The organism is Phycisphaerales bacterium, from assembly GCA_020852515.1.
In the GTDB taxonomy this organism is placed as follows: Bacteria; Planctomycetota; Phycisphaerae; order Phycisphaerales; family UBA5793; genus UBA5793.
The window spans coordinates 50540-72540 of sequence record JADZAS010000009.1 but is presented as its reverse complement, the minus strand read 5'-3'; the positions used below and the strand labels follow the sequence as shown (position 1 = coordinate 72540).

General features: G+C 60.6%; 22 protein-coding genes. 13 read left to right on the top strand and 9 right to left on the bottom strand.

Annotated features, from left to right (window positions below; genetic code table 11):
• Positions 1-6 precede the first annotated feature (6 nt).
• The 4 genes from IT430_04295 to IT430_04280 form a co-directional block, all read right to left on the bottom strand.
• Positions 7-723 (bottom strand): RNA polymerase sigma factor, encoded by a 717-nt coding sequence (locus IT430_04295; protein MCC6907141.1) that lies wholly within the window; start codon positions 721-723, stop codon positions 7-9.
• Positions 707-1141, bottom strand: a complete 435-nt coding sequence (locus tag IT430_04290) for a DoxX family membrane protein (GenBank protein ID MCC6907140.1) — start codon at positions 1139-1141, stop codon at positions 707-709. The genes IT430_04295 and IT430_04290 overlap by 17 nt, the downstream gene beginning before the upstream one ends.
• A 91-nt stretch (positions 1142-1232) precedes the next feature.
• On the bottom strand, positions 1233-1682 hold the full coding sequence (locus IT430_04285; protein MCC6907139.1) for a group III truncated hemoglobin: 450 nt from the start codon (positions 1680-1682) through the stop codon (positions 1233-1235).
• On the bottom strand, positions 1679-2020 hold the full coding sequence (locus IT430_04280) for a carboxymuconolactone decarboxylase family protein (protein MCC6907138.1): 342 nt from the start codon (positions 2018-2020) through the stop codon (positions 1679-1681). Before IT430_04280 ends, IT430_04285 begins: the two co-directional genes overlap by 4 nt.
• A gap of 84 nt (positions 2021-2104) precedes the next feature.
• Between IT430_04280 and IT430_04275 the strand changes: the two genes are divergently transcribed.
• Both IT430_04275 and IT430_04270 read left to right on the top strand, forming a co-directional pair.
• Positions 2105-2554 carry an Rrf2 family transcriptional regulator gene (locus IT430_04275; protein ID MCC6907137.1) on the top strand — a complete coding sequence of 150 codons (450 nt, stop codon included), beginning with the start codon at positions 2105-2107 and terminating at the stop codon, positions 2552-2554.
• Between the two features lie 225 nt (positions 2555-2779).
• Positions 2780-3568: a nucleotidyltransferase domain-containing protein gene (locus IT430_04270; protein MCC6907136.1), complete on the top strand. Its 789-nt coding sequence runs from the start codon at positions 2780-2782 to the stop codon at positions 3566-3568.
• A 356-nt stretch (positions 3569-3924) separates the two neighbouring features.
• Here IT430_04270 and IT430_04265 read toward each other — a convergent pair whose 3' ends face one another.
• Positions 3925-5187: a chloride channel protein gene (locus tag IT430_04265; GenBank protein ID MCC6907135.1), complete on the bottom strand. Its 1263-nt coding sequence runs from the start codon at positions 5185-5187 to the stop codon at positions 3925-3927.
• Positions 5188-5841: 654 nt separating this feature from the next.
• Between IT430_04265 and IT430_04260 the strand changes: the two genes are divergently transcribed.
• Positions 5842-7008: a hypothetical protein gene (locus IT430_04260; protein ID MCC6907134.1), complete on the top strand. Its 1167-nt coding sequence runs from the start codon at positions 5842-5844 to the stop codon at positions 7006-7008.
• 113 nt (positions 7009-7121) lie between these two features.
• Here IT430_04260 and IT430_04255 read toward each other — a convergent pair whose 3' ends face one another.
• Both IT430_04255 and IT430_04250 read right to left on the bottom strand, forming a co-directional pair.
• On the bottom strand, positions 7122-8243 hold the full coding sequence (locus IT430_04255; protein MCC6907133.1) for a hypothetical protein: 1122 nt from the start codon (positions 8241-8243) through the stop codon (positions 7122-7124).
• The gene (locus tag IT430_04250) at positions 8224-10110 is read right to left on the bottom strand and encodes an AAA family ATPase (protein ID MCC6907132.1); all 1887 of its coding nucleotides are present in this window, start codon (positions 10108-10110) and stop codon (positions 8224-8226) included. The genes IT430_04255 and IT430_04250 overlap by 20 nt, the downstream gene beginning before the upstream one ends.
• A 483-nt stretch (positions 10111-10593) precedes the next feature.
• On the opposite strand from IT430_04250, the gene IT430_04245 reads away from it, so the two are divergent.
• The 3 genes from IT430_04245 (at position 10594) to IT430_04235 (ending at position 15515) form a co-directional block, all read left to right on the top strand.
• Complete coding sequence (locus IT430_04245) at positions 10594-11013, top strand: DUF2867 domain-containing protein (protein MCC6907131.1); 420 nt, start codon at positions 10594-10596, stop codon at positions 11011-11013.
• Between the two features lie 541 nt (positions 11014-11554).
• The gene (locus tag IT430_04240; protein ID MCC6907130.1) at positions 11555-14689 is read left to right on the top strand and encodes a PAS domain-containing protein; all 3135 of its coding nucleotides are present in this window, start codon (positions 11555-11557) and stop codon (positions 14687-14689) included.
• Entirely contained in the window at positions 14634-15515 is an 882-nt protein-coding gene (locus IT430_04235) for a DUF2294 family protein (GenBank protein MCC6907129.1), read from the top strand. The genes IT430_04240 and IT430_04235 overlap by 56 nt, the downstream gene beginning before the upstream one ends.
• Positions 15516-15569: 54 nt before the next feature.
• Here IT430_04235 and IT430_04230 read toward each other — a convergent pair whose 3' ends face one another.
• Positions 15570-15953 carry a DUF2294 domain-containing protein gene (locus IT430_04230; GenBank protein ID MCC6907128.1) on the bottom strand — a complete coding sequence of 128 codons (384 nt, stop codon included), beginning with the start codon at positions 15951-15953 and terminating at the stop codon, positions 15570-15572.
• An 88-nt stretch (positions 15954-16041) separates the two neighbouring features.
• Complete coding sequence (locus tag IT430_04225) at positions 16042-16482, bottom strand: hypothetical protein (protein ID MCC6907127.1); 441 nt, start codon at positions 16480-16482, stop codon at positions 16042-16044.
• 317 nt (positions 16483-16799) lie between these two features.
• Between IT430_04225 and IT430_04220 the strand changes: the two genes are divergently transcribed.
• From IT430_04220 to IT430_04190, 7 genes are all read left to right on the top strand, one after another.
• The gene (locus tag IT430_04220) at positions 16800-18587 is read left to right on the top strand and encodes an OmpA family protein (protein MCC6907126.1); all 1788 of its coding nucleotides are present in this window, start codon (positions 16800-16802) and stop codon (positions 18585-18587) included.
• A gap of 576 nt (positions 18588-19163) precedes the next feature.
• Positions 19164-19763, top strand: a complete 600-nt coding sequence (locus IT430_04215; protein MCC6907125.1) for a hypothetical protein — start codon at positions 19164-19166, stop codon at positions 19761-19763.
• A gap of 110 nt (positions 19764-19873) precedes the next feature.
• Positions 19874-20176: a hypothetical protein gene (locus IT430_04210; GenBank protein ID MCC6907124.1), complete on the top strand. Its 303-nt coding sequence runs from the start codon at positions 19874-19876 to the stop codon at positions 20174-20176.
• 89 nt (positions 20177-20265) lie between these two features.
• Positions 20266-20430 carry a DUF3309 domain-containing protein gene (locus IT430_04205; GenBank protein ID MCC6907123.1) on the top strand — a complete coding sequence of 55 codons (165 nt, stop codon included), beginning with the start codon at positions 20266-20268 and terminating at the stop codon, positions 20428-20430.
• A gap of 159 nt (positions 20431-20589) precedes the next feature.
• Positions 20590-20928: a hypothetical protein gene (locus tag IT430_04200; protein MCC6907122.1), complete on the top strand. Its 339-nt coding sequence runs from the start codon at positions 20590-20592 to the stop codon at positions 20926-20928.
• Between the two features lie 67 nt (positions 20929-20995).
• A complete protein-coding gene (locus IT430_04195; GenBank protein MCC6907121.1) occupies positions 20996-21214 on the top strand; it encodes a DUF3185 family protein in 219 nt (72 codons plus the stop codon).
• Positions 21215-21360: 146 nt separating this feature from the next.
• Positions 21361-21915 carry a hypothetical protein gene (locus IT430_04190; GenBank protein MCC6907120.1) on the top strand — a complete coding sequence of 185 codons (555 nt, stop codon included), beginning with the start codon at positions 21361-21363 and terminating at the stop codon, positions 21913-21915.
• Positions 21916-22001 lie beyond the last annotated feature (86 nt).

Sequence of the window (22001 nt, the reverse complement as noted above, 5' to 3'; positions counted from 1 at the left end):
CGCCTCTCACGGCGAGAGTCGATTGAGCACTGTCGTGACGATTCGATCACAGCGCTCGCCGTCGAATTGATAGAGGCGGCGAACATCTTTCCCGATTCGGGCGTCGATCCAGTTCCGCAGCATGGCGCGCGCGCGGTGAAGACGCACCTTGACGTTCGATTCCGTCAGGTCGAGACAGTCCGCCGCCTCGGCCGTGCCCACGCCTTCGACTGCGCGAAGCACGAACACGGTTCGAAGGTCGTCCGGCAGCGACTCCACTGCCTCCACAAGAACGTCGCGCAACTCACGCATACTCGACCTCCGCCCCGCGTCATCGCTCTGTTCGCTCTGCGGCTCGTCCGAGCCGTTCAATCCTTGCATATCCGTCGGCCGCATCCGCCGGCGCCGGCGCCGGCGCGACGATGCTTCGTAGATGCCAATTCGCGTCAGCCATGTTGAGAACTTCGCCCGTCCCTCAAACTGTGAGAGATGCTCGAAAGCCCGAACGTATGTTTCCTGGACGACATCCTCCGCCTCGCTGTCCTCCCCGGTCATGCTTCGCGCAATTCGAAAGAGGCGCTGGTTGTACCGCCGCACAATGATCTCGAACGAGGGAAGATCACCCGCCAGAACTCGGCCGACGACTTCCTCGTCCGTGAGAGCCCACTTCAGGCGATCAGGTCGGGCTGAAGTGGGCGACTCATTGAATCGCGTGTCAGGGCGCAACTCAGTGTGCGGGAGCATGCGCATGGCCTTTCTGAGGCGCGGCCATTCCCGGCACCCAGGGCTCGCCGCGAATCCCAGCGACCGCGCCAAGGGTGTACGCTCCAAGCGCCATCACCAGGTCGCGAACGGCGATGTCCAGGAAGCCCGAACTGGCGACCGCAATGGCAATCAGCACCAGCCACGCCATTACCACAAACGCGCCCAATCGGGTCAGTTTGGTAAGGACGACCAGTCCCGCAACGATTTCGATCACTCCGACGATCAGCATGAACGTCGATGCATCAAATGGCAACACATTCGCGACAAAGTGCGGCAGGTACTTTGACCAGTCGGTCAGCAGGTTGGTGAACTTATCCAGCCCCGCCACAATGGGCACCAGGCCGTAGGTCAGGCGAAGCGGAACGTAGATCGACGAAAGACTGTTTGTATTGGTCATGGTGTAGACCTCCTACAAACACTGAGTGCCGGGCGCCGGATTGGTTACAGAACGACTCCAGAAAAATCGAAGATCGTCCCCACCGAGCCCATCAGCCCGCCGAGGGCAGGCAAACCGCCATCATCCGCCGGGCCACGCGAACGGCCGGATGCACAAACCTCGATTGATCGGAAGTCGCCACGAACTTCTCGACCGTCTCCGACCACAGTTCAAGCCAGCGGACAAAGTGAGCCTCCGCCAGATGGGGAAGGCGGGCGTGCACCAAAAGCGGATTGCCGGAGTACTGGCCGGTGAAGTTGACGATCGTGGACCAGAACCGGTACATGATTGCGAGATGGGCGGGCCAGTTCGAAATGTGATCACGAAAAATCGGACCCAGAATCAAATCGCTGCGAATCGACTCGTAGAAAGAGTCGACGACGGTCCGAATGACGTCGAGGTCGACCGCTTCAACAGGCCACGTGGCGCGACTGACTTCAAACGAGGCCAGGGGATCAGCGCTGGCGTTGGTCGGTTCTGATTGACCGGCCATCGCACTCACGGCGCACCATCCTTTGCCTTTGGGGTCGCAGCGATCGCCTCAAGCGCGATGGCCGAGTGGGCGTAGACGGCACCGGCGCGCATCTCGGCCGCAACCCAGATGGCTTCCATCATTTCCTCAGGCGTCACCCCGGCGCGGGCCGCCAGTTTCGCGTGCCCCTCGATGCAGTATGGACACTGCGTCACATGCGCGACCGCCAGCGCGATCAACTGCTTTGTCTTGGCGTCCAGCACCCCATCCGCAAACACCTGCCTGGAGAATTCCTGGAACGCTTTGTACTGCGCGGGCGCCGTCTCGCGCCGCTGGCGGGCGATATCAGGGTGGACCGGAAAAAGCATGGTCAGAGTTTCCTTTTATTTGTGGTATCTGATATACCATTATACAGTCCACGTGCCATCTGTCCACCATCTGGAGATCAAACCATGCGTCTGGCCGATCGAAGCGATTTCGCCCTGAGAGTGCTGATGTTTCTGGCGGCTTCGGGACGCCAGGCCACGGTGGTGGAGATGGCGGAGCGGTTCTCGGTCTCTTACCACCACCTCGTCAAGGTGGTCCAGAGCCTCGGCGAACTCGGCGTTGTGCGCACCACCCGAGGGCGAGGCGGGGGTGTGGCCCTCACGGCCGATCCCGCATCGGTGCGCGTCGGAGATGTGATTCGCTTCCTCGAACCGGACATGGCTCTCGCCGAATGTCTCCGGGAGCACGGGGCGTGTCCTCTGCACGGACCGTGCCGGCTCGAGCGACTTCTCGAAGATGCGAGCGGAGCCTTCCTCGAAGTCTTGAACACAAAAACGATCGCTGACCTCGCCGAGCCCCGGCTCACATTGCTCAAGGCCCTTGGCAAGGACCCGGACAGATCGACCGGGCGGTGAACCACCCCCACTCTCAATCACGCACCGACCCGCTGACACGCAGTTCGGATACGATTGGGTCCGGCCCACGCTGGTTAATGCGGGGCAGTACGATGCACGAGCGAGCGGCGGCGCATCACCAGAGCAGGCCCGATCGTCCGATCAGGAATGATCAGGAGTGAGGTCGCGAGCGGCGCCAACCCGTGGCCGAGCCCACCACGTGGAGTTTTTCAGCCGAGGTTCACCATGCCCAGCGAAGATATCGATGCGTTGCGAGAACGCGCCAAAGAACTGCGGTGTCTGTACCGCATCCATGAAATGGTCTCCCAGCGCGGCCAGACTCCCCCGCGCACCTTCCTGACCGTGTTGGAGGCGATACCGGAAGGCTGGCAACGGCCCGAGTCCACCAGTGCAAGAATTGAGTATCTCGGTCGCAGTTACGTTGGACCCGGCTTCTCCTCATCGGGCCAGTCGATCACCGCACCGATCCGCCTCGGGGGGATCGTCGTGGGTTGCGTCGAAGTCTCCGATGCGTCGGCCATCGATGATGAATCCACGGCGTTCCTCGACGAAGAGAGGCAGCTCCTGCACAGCATCGCGCATCGACTTGGGGAGTACCTTGAGTGGAAGCATACCGAGTTGCTCGGAGAACGAGCCACAGCAGACGGCGTCCATTGGCGGTGGCGCGAACACTACGCCCAGAGATTGGCGGCCTTGCTCGATGCTGAGCGATATGGAATCTCCGCTCTTTTTCTGGGCGGGAGTACCGAGGGCGGCAACGCCGGGCCCGGGAGCGACATTGATCTCCTCGTGGTGTGTACGGGGTCCGAGTTGCAACGCGACCAGGCGAGTCATTGGTTCGAGGGTTGGAGCTTCTGCCTGGCTGAACTCGCCTTTCGGCAGACCGGATATGCCTTCCCCGGTGGGATACTCAACATCCAATGGGTGACTGAGACCCCCGACGTGAGCCACCGCCCCGACCTGCGCGCACTCCAACTTGGAGTCGGCACTTCGGCGTCCGATGCGGCACCGTGAGACGACCAACGCCCGCTCAATCGGATTGCCCGGTATTGGGAGAGAGGACCTCAAGGAATTGTCTGGATTCGCTGACGTCGTGAGTCGGTTGCGGGGGGCCCCGCTGCCGGCCCCCCAGACCTTGGCTCATCCCCTTGAGATGGGAAGAAGACTTAGGGCCAAGAGATTTGAGGCACTGGAATTGCAGCTGTTTTCCGAACCACCGTGCCGCGAGACGAGCGATCGCTGGCGGAACTGGACAAACTCAGCATGAGACGGGCCTTTGAGAAGTCAAACCGAATCGGTATGGCGCGCATCGGTCGATTCTCCCCTTGCCCACACGAATTCTTGACGCCTGGAAAAGAGCGCCGACGCTGCTAGGGCACCAACTGCGCCTCCGCTGGCTGCAGGTGATAGATCGACCCTTCGGTCCGCGACTGCTTGTTCTCAATCAAAACGATTCCCTGACCCGCCAGGAACCCAACGACGCTTGCCAGAAACACCGGCACGGGTTCGCCGCAGCCGGTCAACGCCAGGACAATCAATGCAGATGCAAGCGGTGTTTGTGTCGCAGCAGAGTTGAACGCCGCCATGCTGCAAACCATGATGAGTGTCGGATCCATCCCAGGCACAGCCATCGCAATGATCTTCCCCAGCACCGCGCCCATGAATATGTGCGGAATGATCAGACCTCCCTGCCAGTGGCCGCGAATCGTCACCGACGCGGCGCACATCTTCGCAAGCAGCAACACCACCAGCGCTATCGCCGTCGCCCCCTGCAGCTGCATCACCTGTGGAATCTGGGTGCTGCCATAGAAGTAACTTAGTGGGACAAAGTAGCCCAACAGCCCGATGATCAATCCAGCCAGAGTCGTCTGTGCCACCAGGGGCAGTCTCGAGCGCTTGACCAGTCTGCCCAGCGCGCCAAACAGCAGCGAGTACGCCTTGGCCACCGGGCCGCAGGCCAACCCGACCCCCGCAGCCGCCAGCGGCGTCCACCACAACGATGCGCCCGCTGTTGTGATCGTCACGTGCCATGGTTGAACGATGCCGTGTCCGATGGTGACCGTCATCGTCAGGAACGCCACACAACTGCACACCAGCGTCGGAACAATCGCCTCGTAATACTCCAGGCCCCGGGTATGCAGCATCTCCAGCCACAACAGCGCGCCGCCCACCGGCGCACCTAGAAAGGCTCCAAAGCCCGCGCCCATTCCCGCCAGTGTGAGCACCCGTTTGAGCGCAGGCAACTTGATGAGTTTCGCAAACCACGCACCGAACGATCCTCCTGCTTGTGTAAGCGCGCCCTCTGGGCCCGCGCTTTGCCCCGCGACGAGTCCGATGATCGATACGGGCTGGATGGGCAGGTTGTCCTTCATGGGCAACTCGCCTGACTTGTGAAAGTGATAGATGATCGTCGCCATGCTTCCGGGATCGGAAAGCAACTTGAGAATCAGCCCGACCATCAACCCCACAAGCGTGCTGAACCAGATGCGATCGACACCGCTCGAAAGCCATTGCTCCCAGATTAATCGATCCAGCCCGTGCCAGATCACGAGAAACCCCGCACAGAACAGTCCAACCACCGCGCCTAGCGCCGCCGACCATAACACCATTTGCCAGAACGTCTTCTGCGCCATGAAATGCGTGATCCCTCAATTCATCCAAGCGACTGCATCATGGTAGGCTAACGGGCCTGTGCCCAGATTGTGATCGCTGCTAACGGTTGAACGTGCGTGAACTTTGACCAGATGCCTGCCGCCTGACGGGCCGTGTGTCGATCTGAGCCTAGGCCGCGGCTCCATCGGTTCGCGACGTGCGCCATCTTGGGTCGCGACGATGGCTTCCCTCTGCCATTTGCAACTGTGGAAACCGCCCCGTCCCTCTCGTGTCTCTCTTCCCCTGTCGCGGCGTCGCGAACACTATTGCGCTCCCACTACTTTCGTAAGATGATGAAGGCCAGTCACTTAGGGCTGGCCTTTGTCTTGCGCCGAAAGAGGGCTGGGCGTGTTTGGGCTTGCCTGGGCTTGTCTGGGCGTGCCGAGTCTGGTGCACGGACGTGCGACGTGGCGAGCCGGCAGCCGGTGCCGACCGGTGGCGCCAGTTGGAGGCTGGGGCTCGACTTGGGTCAAGCGGGGCATCCGTGTGGCGCCGTCAATGCAGCCGCCACCCCGGGCGAGCCGCTTGCAGCCGCCGCGTGAATTGCCAAGAGGAGGGCGACCTGAGACGATCCGGTCTCAAGGGCGATCGTCAGAGGCCTTGTGAGCCGATCGGCCAGAAGAATACCCTTCACCATGCAAGTCTGCTTTCACTTTGATGAAAACGCTCTGGATAGCGGCGCCAGCGCAATTGAGTTCTTGCTCAAGCACGGAAGACGCCGCGACCTCAAGATCCGGTCCAGACTCTACGGAGGATCGCTTCTCATTCACACGGGTGCCGAAGAGCTAGTCCACCGGGGCCGCACCACCACGAGCAAAACGAACCTGGAAACACTGGAATCGCTTACTCGCGAGTGGCTAACGCCACAACCATTCTGCTGGTTTGGTCTCTTGCCGCGAGCTGTCGAAGTTGTCTCTTCCAGCCACGTCTACTGCACGCTCTTCGAGACGATCGAGCCTCGCCAAGCCCTGCAACTTCACAGCGCTGCATCGAAAGCGTTGCCGGACTTGTACCTGGGCGCACTTCAAGTCGACGAACGCCTGCCCTCTCATCTTGCTGGATACCAGCTCATGGCTATGCTCCGAGTTGATGGCAAGGCTGCGTACGTAACTTGGGACGGACTTTCTCCGGACTCAAAGCAGCCGTGGCTCCTTGAACTGCTTCAACGGGTAGGCTTTGATCCAGTCGATTACGAGGATGTGTCAGCCAAGTTTACGATCTTTGATCGGCACAGCGGTTGCGATGCAAAACTCAAATCAGCCGAGTGCCGAGGCTCAATGGTCGAACTATTCGATGGGGTAGTTGATTCCTCTCTTGTTCGCATTAGAGACGCCATGCCCGACGTCCACGAACGCTTATGGGCAACACTTCGTGGATTTGAAACAGCGAGAGTCGATGAGCAGTTCACCAGCGTCGCACTGGGCTGTCGGCGGCTTATCGAGTACGCCGCAGACTGCCTCTTTCCTCCCAAAGCGTCGGCTCCAAATGAGCGGAAGCTCGACAAGGCCTCATTCAAGAACCGATTGCTGAAGTACCTGGAGGAGTGCCAAGTCGAACAGACAGATGCGCGGATGATTGAAGCGAATCTTGAACATGCTGCAGCGTGCGTTGATCGGCTGCTCGACCTCGCAAATCGGGGAGTGCATTCCAGTTCGACGCGCGATCAGGCGAGACGGTGTATTCTCGGTACTGTGATTCTCTTGGATGATCTCTGCATTGTCAATCGCAAAGGGTTTGCCGTGCGCATCTCGCTCAACACAGAGGCCATTGAAGGCATCACAGGCAACCACTCCTCGCCATAACGATCGTGGCAGTCTGATCCGGGGCCAGTTGGGACTGTCGACCGCCAGCCATGGGGTCATCCGGCCAGTCCTCTAGCCCTGAATTGAAACGTGGAGCCGAATCGCATCTCGACTCAGTTTATCGCTGGAGGTACGGCAGACTTGATCCCCAAGCGCCTCCGGTCTTCGTCGAGTTGCAACAGCGTGTCCTCGATTATCGCCCCGTTTGCAGCTGCAAATCTGTACAGTTCACTGTAGTAGATGGCGCGAGCGCGCTTGCCAATCCACGCTGATTCCTGCTTGGCCAGGAGTTCGAACTGCTCGATGACAATGCTGGCGCTAACTGCTTGAGTCGCAGCACTGAGGGAGTCGACAACAGTCCGCTGAATCGTCTGGATATCGTCCATGATGGCAGCGCCCCAGTATTCAGACAAACGGAACAATCCGTCCAGATTCTCAACACGCTTTGCCTCGGCTGCCTCAATCGCCGAAAGCCCTATCCCCAGCGTCCGATCAGTCTTCTCTACGAAGTCGACCACAAATCGGTTGCTTGCCGTTCGTAGACGTGGATGGAACCACTGCGATGTTTGATCCTCTTCATCCCAATCGAGAGGCACTTTATCGCCCTTGTGATCTCCCTTGTTGGACTCATGGCAGGAGGGAACCAGATTGTCGGGATGGACGGACAGAAATGGAAATGCACTCTTTGGCAGAAAATGGTCTACTTCGATGCTCTGTAGTTCACCGTCGCAATACGGGCAAACTCTTGCACGTGGCGTACGTACGTACAACTCCTTGGTGAGCTTCTCTGGCGCGCCTTGTATCGACGCTGGATAGCCGAGCGACTTGTTGAGCCATGGATCGTCGAAAGCGAGCATTAGTCGCTTTATCGCTTCATGGACTGGCGATTGCGTCCAGTAGCTTCTGTCCGTCTTGCGAAGACGAACTGCTGCATTCTCCGTGTAGCAGTGCCGAAATGCGTGCTGTTCCCGCATCACGGCGAGAAACTCCTGCTTTGGTCCTTGATCGGCACTCGCAATGGTTCCGAGCAACGCTTGTCTCTGGCCACCATCGTTCGTCCAAAACCTCTGAATCCAATCGTGATCAGCGTTCGGCCATGCAACGTTCTCCAGCCACTGAAGATCAATGGTTGAGCCCTCTGGTAGCGCACACAATTGCCGGACGAGACGCCGCTGAAGCACGACAATCCGTAGCATGTTCTTGCGAACGGCTGAATCAGGAACCGGGTGAAGCATCACGCATCTCGTCGAGGATCTGTTGCAGTCTTGCTCGCGGCCACCCGCCGCCAATCGCTAGAAGCAATCGCTCCAGTTCATTTCGGTTCTGAGCATCCCACTTCTGTCCGAGGTATGCGCGTAGTGCCTGCTCCGCTCGCGATCCGATCGATGCCTGCATTCCAAAGACGTGCAGCATCACGCGACCTGGCTCTGCACCGAATGTTGAGAAGGAGACGGGATCAAGTACGGCTTGGCCATTCTCTCGAGTCAGACGGACAATCTCACTGGCGAATGCATCGGTCAGCGCGATGCTCGTGTGCGTAGCAACCATCACTTGAGCCGCGGTGGTCTTCAAAACGTTGTCATCGATGATGTCGATAATCTCCCGCTTCCAGGAGTCATTGAAGTGAGTCTCCGGTTCGTCAAGCAGAAGCAGGCTCCCGTCGCGCTCGCGTAGTAGCAGCAATAGCGCCATTCGCCCCAGCAGCATGCGCTCTCCATCGCTAAAGTCATCCCAAGTCAGAATCACATCGTCCAACTGACCGTCGTGTGCGATCATCTGGGTGGTACGCATCACGGTGACGGTGATTTCCTCGATCAGGCCGGCTGCCCGCCATGCGTGAAGGGCGCGGAATACGTCCCACAACGCTCGATCATTCCAATCCGTTGACTGCTTCGAAACGGTGCTCAGTACTCGCACTACGGCCTCGGCTCCAGAAGACGAACCGTCCACGCGATCGACGATCTCCCGCAGCGGCTCTGGCACACGATTGCCGGCAGACACTCCCCGAATATCTGGTTCGATTCTCCTCTCGGACCGTCCAAGGTGTATGACCATCTGCAACCGTCCCAGCGGTTGTCGAATGACTTCATCAGCCAGTGCCGTTAGGGCCATCCACTGTGCTAGCCACTCCGAGTTGAGTTGCTGGGATGGTGGGCGGTAAGTGATGCTCAAGTGTGTTGGCCACCACCAGTCAATCTCATTCAAGAGCGTGCGTGCATCCTTTTCGGCCGGGCGCTCTCCTTTCAGCTGTTGAGCCACGGCCGTCCGCAAGGCACTTCGCCAACTCTCTGGTGACGAGATTGCAGCAACGTCGGCCAACTCGCGTACCGCCACAATCAGTCCGGCGGAGATGGCAGCCAGCTTCAAGTCCTGTGGCTCCAGCAAAATGCATTTGCCGTCAGTACCACGGTCGGCCGGACTCGTTCGTGATTGAATCGCGGATCGCTCGGATTTGTTAATGGCGACCTCTGGGGAGTTCATCTCCCGTTCAAGAGTCCATCCTCGCGGTCGGTCTTGATCGTCACTCAACCCGTCATATGTGGCATACGACAAATCGACATCTGACAAATCTACTTGACGCACCTTCTCCCACGCATCCAGGTCACCTGATGTGTACGCCACAATTGACGACGGAAGATATTGCCTCACCAATTGGTTTCCCGACAGTCGATCCCCATTTACAATCTGTGCCCAATGGTCGGAGTCCCGTACATCGTCGCCGTCAACTGATTCGAGGACCTCGTCCCAGTCAATGGCGGACTTGTCCGATGTGCAGGCTTCCCACAATTCCCAGCCTTCTGGAATGACAGCAAACGCGGCTTCGCTTGCCGTCCGGCACAGATGGCGGAACATCACCATGGCTCGCTCGTTGTCTCGTTGTAATTCATACACGAGAGCCACCGGAAACGGTGGGACGCGTTCAGCTTCGAGCCATCGGAATGTCTCGTAGACGGCCCGCAACAAACTGCTCTTGCCCGTACCGTTCAGACCGACGACGAACTGCAGTGAGCCCTTGCGGCTGAGGATCGTCTCGTCGCGAAACTCCACCTTGAGGTCTCGCAGCACACCGTAGTCCGGCAAGTGAAGGTATCGCAGTCTCACTCACGTGGCTCCTTGCCTTCATCGCTCCACGACCCTCTTTGATCGGACCAGTTCCCTGTCGCCTTTGCCCACGATTCCGTGACTTGTGCCAAGCGAGCCAGCTCGTCCATTCGAGCGAGGTCGGATTGCTGCTCGTCCGTCGTCTGCTCGCAAACAAGATAGTACATGTTGCCGTACCCGGTTCCGTGGTACTCTTCAATCGGACTACCGGTCACCTCCCCGGCTGGTCGGCTAACGAGCTTCACCAGTCCTCGGGCCACGAGAACGTCCAAATGGCGCCTCAGCGCGTCATCGGCCAACTCGGTTAGGGGCGGTTCCAGCCAATCGCGCATTGACGACACGGTGAAAGTTAAGAGGGTCGCCTCGTCATGCACTTGGTACGCGACTTGGTCGAACAACTGTCGCTGTTCACGCGAAAGTTCGGCGAAGCGCCCTGACCGTGCACGACTCCCTTTGGCGGAACGTGTCACGGGTTTCACGAGCGTGAGTCCCGCACTTCTGAGGGTCTCATCTCGCTCCGCGGCATGGAGTCTGCGGGGAATCATGGACCGGCTCATGGGCGGGCCGGGCCTGCGCCGTGGCCGAAGGAGCGCGCACGAGCTGCATCTGGGTGATGCTTTGGACTTCTGGCGTGTCACCGGGATCGAGCCGCCGCGCCGGCTGGTGCTGACCGCCGAAATGAAGCTCCCGGGCATCGCCACGCTGAGCTTCGAGGTCGAACCCGCGCCGGCCGCCGGTTTCGGTGCTCGGTTGGTGATGACCGCGCGGTTCCGCCCGCGCGGCCTGCTGGGGATCGCGTATTGGTACTCGGTGCTCCCGCTGCACGGGATCGTCTTTCGCGGGATGATGAAGGGACTGGTGGCGGCTGCCGAGCAGAAGGCAGCAGGATCGCCAAGGGCCTGAGCAAACGCGTCGGCGTGTACTTGCGGTGGGTGAGAGTCCGCGGCGACAAGTGTGTTCGCGCGCTCCAGCGTCCCGCTGTCGTTCAGCTCCTCATGTCGAGACGACTCTCGCCCGCCGCCATCGTCGCGCTCATGAAAGCCCTCAGTAAAGTCTACTGGTACAAGGGCAATCTCCGCAGCTCCCTCGCCATTAACGGATGCAGTAAAGGTGCACTAACCGCACATCAGCGAACGCGAGCGCCGATCCTCGTAACGCCGATCCGATGAAGGGGCAACGCGTTTGCAAGAAGATTTTGGTCGGCATGGGACCGACCGCACGTTAAGCGGCGAATCAGACATGGAGTGGCGTTGAATCCGGCACGTTGGCCTGGTCCAGATCATCCCGCTCCGCCATTCGACGCCGGCTCGACTAGAATCTGTTCCAGAGCGGTCGTTTATCTGTCTCGCACTGCGCACCGAACGGGAGTGGCTACATCTCGACCATCCCTCAAACCTTCCCCGTCGTAGCGATTGGCGCATCAGCCGGCGGGCTGGATGCGATGATGGCGCTATTCGACGCTGGATCCTCTCTTGAGGGCATGGCATTCATCGTCGTTCAACACCTCGACCCGAAGAGCGAAAGCCATCTCGTCGATCTCCTCTCGCGGCACACATCGCTGAGGGTGCGGCCGGCGCAGGACGGGCTGGCGATTGAGCCGAATCATGTTTACGTGTGTATTCCCAATCGCGACCTGGTCGTGAAGGACGGTCATCTGCGCTTGCTCGACACCGAAGCGGAGCGAAGCCAGCGGAGACCGATCGATCGGCTCTATGACTCGATGGCGTCGGAGTACGGCGATTGCGCGATTGCGATCATTCTCTCCGGCACGGCGTCGGACGGGTCGCGCGGCATCTCCGCGATCAAGACCGAAGGCGGCATGGTGATCGTGCAGGACCCGGAGACGGCGGAGTACGACGGCATGCCGCGCAATGCGATCAGCACCGGGCTGGTGGATCTCGTCCTGCCCATCGCGGAGATGCCCGAGGTCTTGCAGAGACTGGCGGCGCGGCCGCGTGTGGATTGCATCGCGGAACGCGGCCGCGAACCGGATGGAGGGAAATCAGGTGCGGACGAATCCGATGATGACTCCGCCACGCTGCAGAGTATTCTCAGCCTCCTGCACAGTCAGTTCGATTACGACTTCGCGGACTACAAGCGGCCGACGCTGCTGCGGCGCACGCAGCGTCGCATGAGCCTGCGCAACGTTGATGATTTCGATTCGTATGCGAGAATCGTGCGCGACGATCCGACGGAGGCCGCGGCGCTGTATCGCGATCTGATGATCAATGTTTCGAGTTTTTTCCGCGATCCGAAGGCTTGGGAGGAACTGAACAAACAGGTCGTCGAGCCGCTGGTGGCCCGGCGCGAGAACGGAGAGGAGATTCGAGTCTGGTCGGCCGGCTGCGCCACGGGTGAAGAGGCGTACACGATCGCCATGATTCTGGCGGAGGCGATCGATCGCTCTGGTAAGCACATCAAGCCGCAGGTCTTCGCGACTGACGTGTCAGACAGTCTCGAAGTCGCACGGGCTGGTGTGTATCCGGACACGATCGCGGCGCAGGTGTCTCAGGAGCGGCTGACGAGGTTTTTCATCGCCCGCGATTCGCACTATGAGGTGAAAAAGAACCTGCGCGACATGATTGTCTTCGCCCGGCATAACGTGATCAGGGATCCCCCTTTTTCACGGATGGACATGATCATCTGCCGCAACCTGCTGATCTACATCGAGCCGGACACGCAGCGCAGGATACTGGGGATGTTCAATTTCGCGCTGCGCGACGGGGGAACGCTGTTTCTGGGCAGCGCGGAGACGATCGGCATGCAGGGGGAGCTGTTCGAGCCGCTCTCGGCCCCGTGGCGCATCTTCCGCTCTCGCCGGGTGGTCCACGCCGGGCGGTTTGACTTTCCGAGGTTTTCGGTGACGGATCAGCGGCGCAGGCCCCCGGGCCAGCCGAGGGGTTTTCATCCCGAGCGTGATGAATATCAGACGATGGCGCATCGGGCACTGCTGGATCGGTACGCCCCGCCTTCGGTGGTGATCGACGCGGATCATCAGGTGCTGGTGTATCACGGCAACACCTCGCGGTATCTCTCACAGCCGGGCGGCAAGCCGACGCGCGACCTGCTGGCGCTCGTGTCGCCGGGGCTCAGGCCTCCGCTGCGCCATGCGATTCTCGAGGCGAACAGTGAGCGACGATCCGCGACGACAACGAACGCCTACCTCAAGGAAGGCGAGCGGCGACGGCCAGTGACACTGACCGTCAGCCCGATCAGCCGGTCGCGCGACGAGTCGCCGTTGCTGCTCGTCAGCTTCGAAGAGCCGACGGCGCCGGCGGATGCGGCGACGCGGGAGTCTGCAGATGACGACGGCCGCGGCCAATCCGGCCAGACCGTCGATCACCTGGAAGAGGAACTGCGCGTGACGCGGCAGGATCTTCGCGAAGTGTCGGAGCAGTATGACCGCCTTATCGAGGAGTACAGCACATCCAACGAAGAGATGCTCTCGATCAACGAAGAACTTCAATCCGCGAACGAAGAGCTGGAAACGTCCAAAGAAGAGTTGCAGTCGCTCAACGAAGAACTCAACACCCTCAATAACGAATTGCGAAGCAAGGTTGAGGCGGTGGAGCAGACGAACAACGATCTGAACAATCTTCTGGCCAGCACCGAAGTGGCGACGCTGTTCCTGGACACCTCCTGCCGCATTCGCTGGTTTACGCCGGCGATCAAACAGGTGCTTCGGCTGATTCCATCGGACATCGGCCGTCCGATCAGCGACCTGGCGTCGATCGTGACTGGTTCGGAACTTGAGCCGGCATCGAAGAAGGTGCTTGAAACACTCGTTCCCGTCGAGGCGGAAGTCGACAGCGAACAGGGGCAGTCGTATATCCGCCGCGTGCTGCCGTATCGGACGGCTGAAAACCGGATCGATGGCGTTGTGGTCACGTTTGTGGAGATCACCGAGCACAAAAAAGGCGAGCGGCAGCGTGAGCGGCTGATGCACGAGTTGAGTCACCGCATCAAGAACACGCTGGCCACGGTGCAGGCGATCATCCAGGCGCTGGGCCAGCGCTGCGCCTCGCTGCCGGAGTTTCTTGCCGAGTTCGAGCCGAGATTGGCCGCACTGGCCCGCGCGCATTCACTGCTGACCCAGCCCGGCGACGAAGGAGTCGAACTGAGTGCGATGATTAATAGGGAACTCGACCCCTATGTCGGCAAGGCTTCACCTCGCATTATCATCGGGGGTGGCCATCTCGTGGTCTCGCGTGGATCGGCCATTGCCCTGGAACTCGTATTTCATGAACTGGTCACGAACGCCGTAAAGTACGGCGCCCTGTCGAACGAAACCGGAACGATTGCCGTACGGTGGGAGCGCATTGATCAGGAAAGCCATTCGCATGCCCGCATCAGGTGGGTCGAGTCAGGCGGCCCGCCGATCACTTCTGTCGGAAAGCGCGGCTTCGGATCGCTCTTGATTGAAAGCAGCATCACACATGATCTGGCCGGCACAGTAGACCTGCAGTTCTTGTCGTCGGGACTGCAATGCACCATTGAGTTCCCGATCGTGAAAGGAGAGAGCCATGAAGACGACAAAGAAGCCGCCCGTGGAAGTCAAGTGCCTGGCGGTCGAGACTGACCGCGCCAAATCGCTGGGCGGGCTGCGCGTGCTCGTCGTCGAGGATGTCGGCATGGTGGCGATGGCGTTGAAATCGCTGCTTGAAGAGCTTGGCTGCGTGGTGATCGCCACGGCGGCGCGCCTGGCGGAAGCGGAGGACATCTGCCGGCGTGAGCGACTGGATGGAGTGCTGCTCGATCTCAATCTCCACGGCCAATACGCCTATCCGGTGGTTGACATCCTTCGCGAGCGCGACATTCCATTCATCATCATGTCCGGTTACGATGCGGGACAACTTCGCGCCGACCTGGCCGACGCCCCGCAGATGCAAAAGCCATTCGAGCGCCAGTCCCTGGAGAGGCTGGTTGTGACGGTGCTGTGCGCCGGGGAATCGAGGGATCGCGCGACCCGGCATTCACGAGGAGCCCACTCCGGGGCGACCGACGCGGAGCGCGCATCGCACAGGACGCGGGGCGAGATCGAGGGCGCTGTGTGCCGCGGGATGTGCCAGTTCGAGCAGGAGTACATTGGAAGAGGTCCAAGCGATGTCCACGCGCACCTCATCGGGGACCTGCTGGTCGTCCGCCTTCAGGGCGTCTTGACTGCGGCGGAACAGCGCATGGTCGAAACGCGTTCCGTTGGGCAGGGGCGGGATCTGCTCAAGCAGGTGAGAACGCTGCTGATCGAAACCGCTCAGAAGCAGATCTCCTCGATGATTCAGGTCATCACGGGCGCCAAGGTCGTCAGCATGCATCACGACATCAGCAGCGTCACCGGCGAGGAGGTGGTGGTCTTCTCCCTGAGCCAGGCGCCGCCGTACAGGGTCAGGGATGCGGATGACAGCTGAAGCGGCCGCAACAGCGCTCCTGGCGATGCGTGAACGGCGTGGCGGGGTCGCTGTTCACCTGGCCTTCACTTCGCGCAGCCTCGGCATGCTGTCCAACACGAACAGAAACACCTCTTCACCTGTCACGGTGCTGATGTCGTGATGCATGCTGACAACCTTCGCGCCGGTGCACGACTCAATCAGTTGCTCCATCTCCGGACGGGCAATTTCCACCAGGTGCGTACGCACGTGCTTAAGCAGATCCCGCCCCTTGTCGGACGCAAGTGACTTCACCAGCTGCTTCTCGGCGGCGGTCAGGACGCCCTGCAGTCGGATGACGACCAATCGGTCGAGCAGATAGGTGCGAACCTCCTGTGGGCCCCGCCCAATGAACTCCTGCTCGAAGCGACTGATGCGCTCGCTGACGGCGGCCTCAATCTCTCCTTGAGTCTTCATCACTCTTCCCCGCGGGTAGAAAAACGCTCGGATACGCCGGCCTGCGCGCATCGGTCACGGTTCACGATGGATCCCGGTCCGGATTCGCGGATCACGAGGCAGAGATTATGCCCGGCGGAACCATGTTTCCAGAATTCTCTGGCTTCCTCTGATTCACGGAGTACGCTTGATTGATCCGTGGAGCAGGTGGCAACAGCCATTGACTCCACTCTCGGATGACTAGACCAACGGCAGGTCGCCAGGGCGACAGGCCTGTAGAAAAGTAAGCCGACTTGACTCCGCGCGTTTTCAGCGCCGGGCCAAGTCGGCTTTTTTTTTCGTTCGAAGTCAGTTGCCGCTCGGATGGTCCTTCATGCATGGCGCCATCTGAGGCAATCATGCCCGATCCTGAACGCCATGTCACTGCGAAAGGACGCACCATGCCACCAACATTCTGAGCCAGCGCGGCAACGAGAGCGTGGAGCCGGTCGAGAAATGGGCCCATATCGGCGGAAGCCAGGGCTGCGCCGATCACGACCACGATCTCATCCACGAACTCAGCCGGAGGCTGGATGCACTGTGGCGCTAAGGCGAGTTCATCGCCAACGCCGAGGATCGACCGGCCATGCAGGCGTGCCGGCGGGATTTCAAGCGACAGGAGTTGGCGTCGATCGAGCGCCTTAAGAGTCTCACAAGGAGGAAATCAAGTCGGGATGCTTCTGATCTATGTCATTGATTCACTCCGCCCAGGCTGGCGGGCAACGTCGATGATCCCCATAGATTCAGATGTTGAAGATGAGTGGTGTGGCCGCGTTTGCCGCCCACCTGATGATGGCCGATACTACCAAAAGCAGAAAGTACGAGAACACGATGAAACGAATAATTCTTACAGGCGCTGCGCTCTTTGCAGCGGGGTGCAACTGCGGTCACCCGGACAACACAGCGAACGACATGTCCACGACGAGCTACGCCCAGCGCGGCACTCCCGCGCGGGAAGTGGCGGCGGATCCGCTGATCGAATTTGTCGGGCCCCGCGGCGCGGAGGGCGCGACAGGTATCCAAGGTCAGCAGGGACCTGTGGGGCAGATCGGCCCAGATGGCTACGCCGTGGCCGGTGCCCAGGGCGCCGTCGGTCCCACCGGACCCGTCGGAGACCGAGGTCCCGCCGGCGCGCAAGGGCCGGCTGGCGGGCTGGTTGTCGGTCCGACCGGAGCAACGGGAGCCACTGGCCCCGCCGGTGCGCCAGGCGCGATCGGGCAGACGGGTGTTCGCGGCGCCAGTGCCGATGGACACGCCGGCGCCGCCGGAGTCGCCGGACAGCAAGGCCCAGTCGGACCGACCGGCCCGACGGGCGCACGAGGACCCGATCTCGTTGGACCCGCAGGCCGTGCCGGCCAGATCGGCGCCTCCGGCGAGCAGGGTGAGGCAGGACAAGTCGGCGCCCAGGGACGAACCACAGCCGGCACCGCTGGGCAGGCTGGCGCATCCGGCGCGGTAGGCGCTCCAGGCCCCATCGGTCCCACAGGACCCCAAGGACCCGTTGGCGTCGTCGAGCGCTGGACCTCCTATCGGAACTTCCAATTCAATGCCGACAGTTCCGTCATTCGAGATGCCGACCGAAGCATGACCGCCGAAATCGCGTCCTACCTGCGGAGCAACCCTTCTCTTCAGGTCGGAATCGATGCCTCGACTAACCCGCGCGCTACGTCGCCTCGGGACATCGAGTTGAGCAGCAACCGTGCCGCTGCAGTTCGCAGCGCGCTCATTCAGTCGGGCGTGCCCGCGGATCGAATCAGCATCGATTCGTACGGCGACATCGGCCTCCGGCAGGACGGTCGCGTTGAATTGCTTCTCAAGACAGATCCGCAGGCGCGGGAATGGACCGCCCGGACCGAGCCGCTGCGAACGGATGAGCAGGTGCGGGAACAACCAGCCCGCGACTGGGATTCGCAGGCGATCATGGACGATCGCATGACCCTGTTCCGGGAGTTCTGGTTCGAAGAAGGCCAGACCGCCATTCATCGCGCCGACGCGGGCCGGGTGAGTGAGATCGCCGAAACCGCTCTACGACATCCGCAGATTCAAATCGGCATCGACAACGGCCTGGCTCTGGGACGAGACGACCAACGCCAGGCGGATCTGTCTCGCCGTCGGGGCGAATCGATCCGGGCTGCACTGGTCACTGCAGGTGTTCCCGATGCGAGCATCCGATCCGGGGATTTCAGCAATGCGGCGCTCCGTCGCAACGGCCGGGTCGACGTCTTCGTGCACAGCGACGTGCCCATTGACTCTGAGATGGCTCCCATCAATGCCGACACGGTGGTGGATTCCTGGATGCACTGCCGCGACTTCTGGTTCGACTCCGGGAAAAGCGTCATTCATCCGGCCGATGCGAGCAAGATCACTCACATCGCTGAGGCCATGAAGCAGAATCAGTCCCTGCAGGCCGGGATTGACGCTTCCGTCCCATCCGGCAACGCCGGAGAAGCCAATGCCGCGCTGGTGACGCGCCGAGGCGCCGCCGTTCGCACGGCCCTCATCGCCGCGGGCGTTCCCGCCTCGAGAATCACGATCGGAACGTTTGGCGACACTCTGATGCGACGCGATGGCAAGGTTGAAGTCCTGCTCATCACAGACCAGTACGCGCAGCGGCCATGATTCCGTAGCGATCCCAAGGTCTGTTCTTTCGATACGGCTCCCCCGCCTGACTTCATGCGGGGGAGCCGACCTTTAAATACGGCGGTTCAGTACGGTTTGGGCGGGGTCGTTTTCCTGATCGCGACATTTGTGGGCCGGGACTCAATTCCACACTGGACATCGCAGCCCTATGAGGTATACTCCTATGGTAGAAGTAGGCGAGCAACATTGCCGCCTCCAGTCGTCGGATGACTAAGCGAATGGCAGGTTGAGCGAGCAACCGGCCAGTCGAAAAGTAGACCGACTCAGTTCCGCACTTCATGTGCTGCACTGAGTCGGTTTTTGTTTTTGGCACCAGCGGCGATTGAGACAACAACGAGTAGGACAGGAGAGACGCGAGGTGAGCAACTTGATACGCGGCAGTCGAAGGGGAACCCGATGGCGAGATCTGCTCGCTCCAGTCCAACGTGCGGCCGGTATTTCACATACGGCGATGAGGCGATCAGCAAATCAAACGAGGGGGCATCCAGAAGCATCATGGCAACCATCTTTCAAGATCAGTCACTCCGCGAACTCATTGGGCTAGGAAAACCGCGAGTGGCCACTTCAATCTTCGGTCTCGTCTCGTCTGTTCAGATTGCCAATGAGGTTGTCGCTCGGCTCAAGGAGGGAGGCTTCATCGACAACGACGTCTCTGTGCTTCTCCATGGAAATGGACATGGCGGTCGTAACTTCGCAGACGAAGCCAACGCCGGCGCCTTCCAACACGCCGCGATCGACGCCGGCGCCATCGTAGATGTGGGCGAGACGCTGGGCTTGCTCGCCGACATCGATCTGCTGGTCATTCCCCGTCTTGGCGCGTTCATCGCCGCCGGACCGACCATGACGTCGCTGCGGGCCATTGCCTTCGGAGCCGCCGACAGCATCAGCAGCGCCCTGGTCAACCTGGGCCTTTCCGAGCTCCAGTCCGATCGCTACGACGCGGCAATCAGAAGTGGAAGCGTCCTCGTAGCGGCCCACGCCAGGATGCCCCGGCATGTTGCGCTCGCAAAGCAAGTCTTCGCGACGGCAAGTGCGACCGATGTTTGCATTGTTCCGGAGTGTCCCGCATCCGCTCCCAGAGACTCACCCCCGCGCCAGGAAATTCGTACGACCAGACGGCATCGAATCGCCGTCAGTGATCGCGCGAACTTCTGAATGGCCGGGGCCAGCATCCCCCCCTCGTTGGGCGTTCCTGGAAACAGGAACGTCTGACTTCAAACTTACCAAGGCGCCGCTCGTTGATATCACGTGACAGGGGAAACTAAATGGTTCACAATTACCAGATATCTGAAGTACCGTCCGATCCGAGCGAAGTGCTCAACGGCCGGCGTCCGCGCGCCGATGCGCGTCTGATCAACGACTTGTTTGAATCCACCCAGCATTGCGAGTCGGCAGGCAAGCAGGAAGCTGGCGAGGTTTCGGATTTCGATCCCCTCGCCAATTCGAAGCCTGTGGCGGCGTCAGCCGCCGGCGCCTTGCCCGCTTCTGTCACGACGGGCAAGGCGCTCGCCTCGCGGTGCAACGATTCGGGCCGAACGGGCCATAGCTCTGCTCGGCTGACGCATTGATTGGGAGAAGGGCTGGCGCCGGCCGTGCGGAGGGGCACGGCCGGCGCCAGTGAGAAGGAATCCAGGCCTCTGTTTGAAAGGAAACTGTCATGGGACTCATCATACTGATCGTCGTCGTGCTTCTGCTGGTGGGCGTGTTGCCCGTCTGGGGCCACAGTCGGAGTTGGGGCTACTTCCCGAGCGGGGGTCTGGGACTGCTCCTGCTGATTCTGTTGATCCTGCTGTTGATGGGTTACATCCCCAGCGGGTTCTGAGCCTTGGGGCGCTCGACGTAAGAGTGGTCTGCTGTTTAACTCTATTCGCGGACCCTCGCGCCGTGACACTCCGGCGACATATAAGGGAGGGATGTGATGCACGTGCATTCTAAGATGCTGGCTACCGCCACGCAGCCGACGACCACGCATGAGGCGGCGATGTCCGCCATCCACACGTATCGGCAGATTGCGGAGATCCTCGAGGCCCAAAGCGGCACGCCGATCACTCCGAAGCGCGTTCGGCAGATCTGTCGCGCTGCAGAAATGAAGATTGTCGGCGCGCTCGTGGACGAACTGTTCCAGCAAGAGTGCGCCGCAAAGCTCGCCCAGAGGGAGGCTTTGCCCAGTGCGGCTTCAGACGCAAGGGCACTCTGCAAGTTCGGGGAGCGCAAAGCGGTGCTTGCCCTCTTTGCTCATGCGCCCATTCGCACCCGTACGGAGCTGGGTTCTGCACGCGCCCACCGCACGCACTGGCGCCGCTCGGGAGCAGATGCATGACGCGTGCTGGCACGGCGACGTACAAGCCGCGCTTTGAGCGTCCTGGCCCTGGAGAAAGGAGCTTATTGTGAGTACTCAACGAATCGTCGGCATCATTCTGCTGGTGGCGGGCATTGTGCTCTTTGTGATCGGAGTCAATGCCTCAGACTCATTTGCTGACCGGTGGAGCAATTTCTTTACCGGTCACTTCACCGACGCCACAGTGTGGTACATGGTTGGCGGCGCGGCGGCGGCCATTACAGGTCTGGTTTTGGTGGGGATGGGTGGTCGCCTGGGAACACGATAAGGCGCTTTTACGCACGCAGCGCAATCGGCGACACAGGACACAGTGGGCCGCTGCACGTGCACTTTGGTCTTGCTCTCGCTGGCCCAGCCGGTCCAATGGCCTCGGGCTGATACCCGCCAGAGCTCTACTACGAAAGGATGCTCATCATGAAGCGCTCGCTTGTTACACTGACATATGTATTGATTGCCCTCATGGGTTTACCTCTCGTTGGCGGGTGTGCCACCGCACCCAAGACCACGGAAGGCAAGGCGGACATCGTAAGCGACGCGAACGTCGCTGTGGCCAAGGCGAGGAAGTCCGATCCCAGCCTGGCGACCACGCTGAACTCGGCGGCGGGCTATGCAGTATTCCCGGCAGTCGGCAAGGGCGCCGTGGGGGTCGGCGGCGCCTACGGCAAGGGAGTTCTCTACGAAGGGGGCTATCCCGTCGGGTACTGCGACCTCTCGCAAGCCTCGATCGGATTCCAACTTGGCGGACAGTCCTATACCGAGATCATCGTCTTTCAGACTCGCGACGCCGTGACCAGCTTTAAGGAAGGCCACTTCCGCTTCGATGCACAAGCCACTGCGGTGGCTCTCAAGTCCGGGGCCGGGGCCAATGCCCAATACAAAGACGGCGTTGCCGTCTTTACGATGGATGAGGCGGGTCTGATGTACGAAGCCTCGATCGGAGGACAGAAGTTCAGTTACCAACCCATGTAGTGCAGACGCTGACACAATCGACACGTCGTCCGTCCACGGCCGTGGCCGGCTTTGATACCGTCGCAACGCAGTGCGTCCGGCATGAT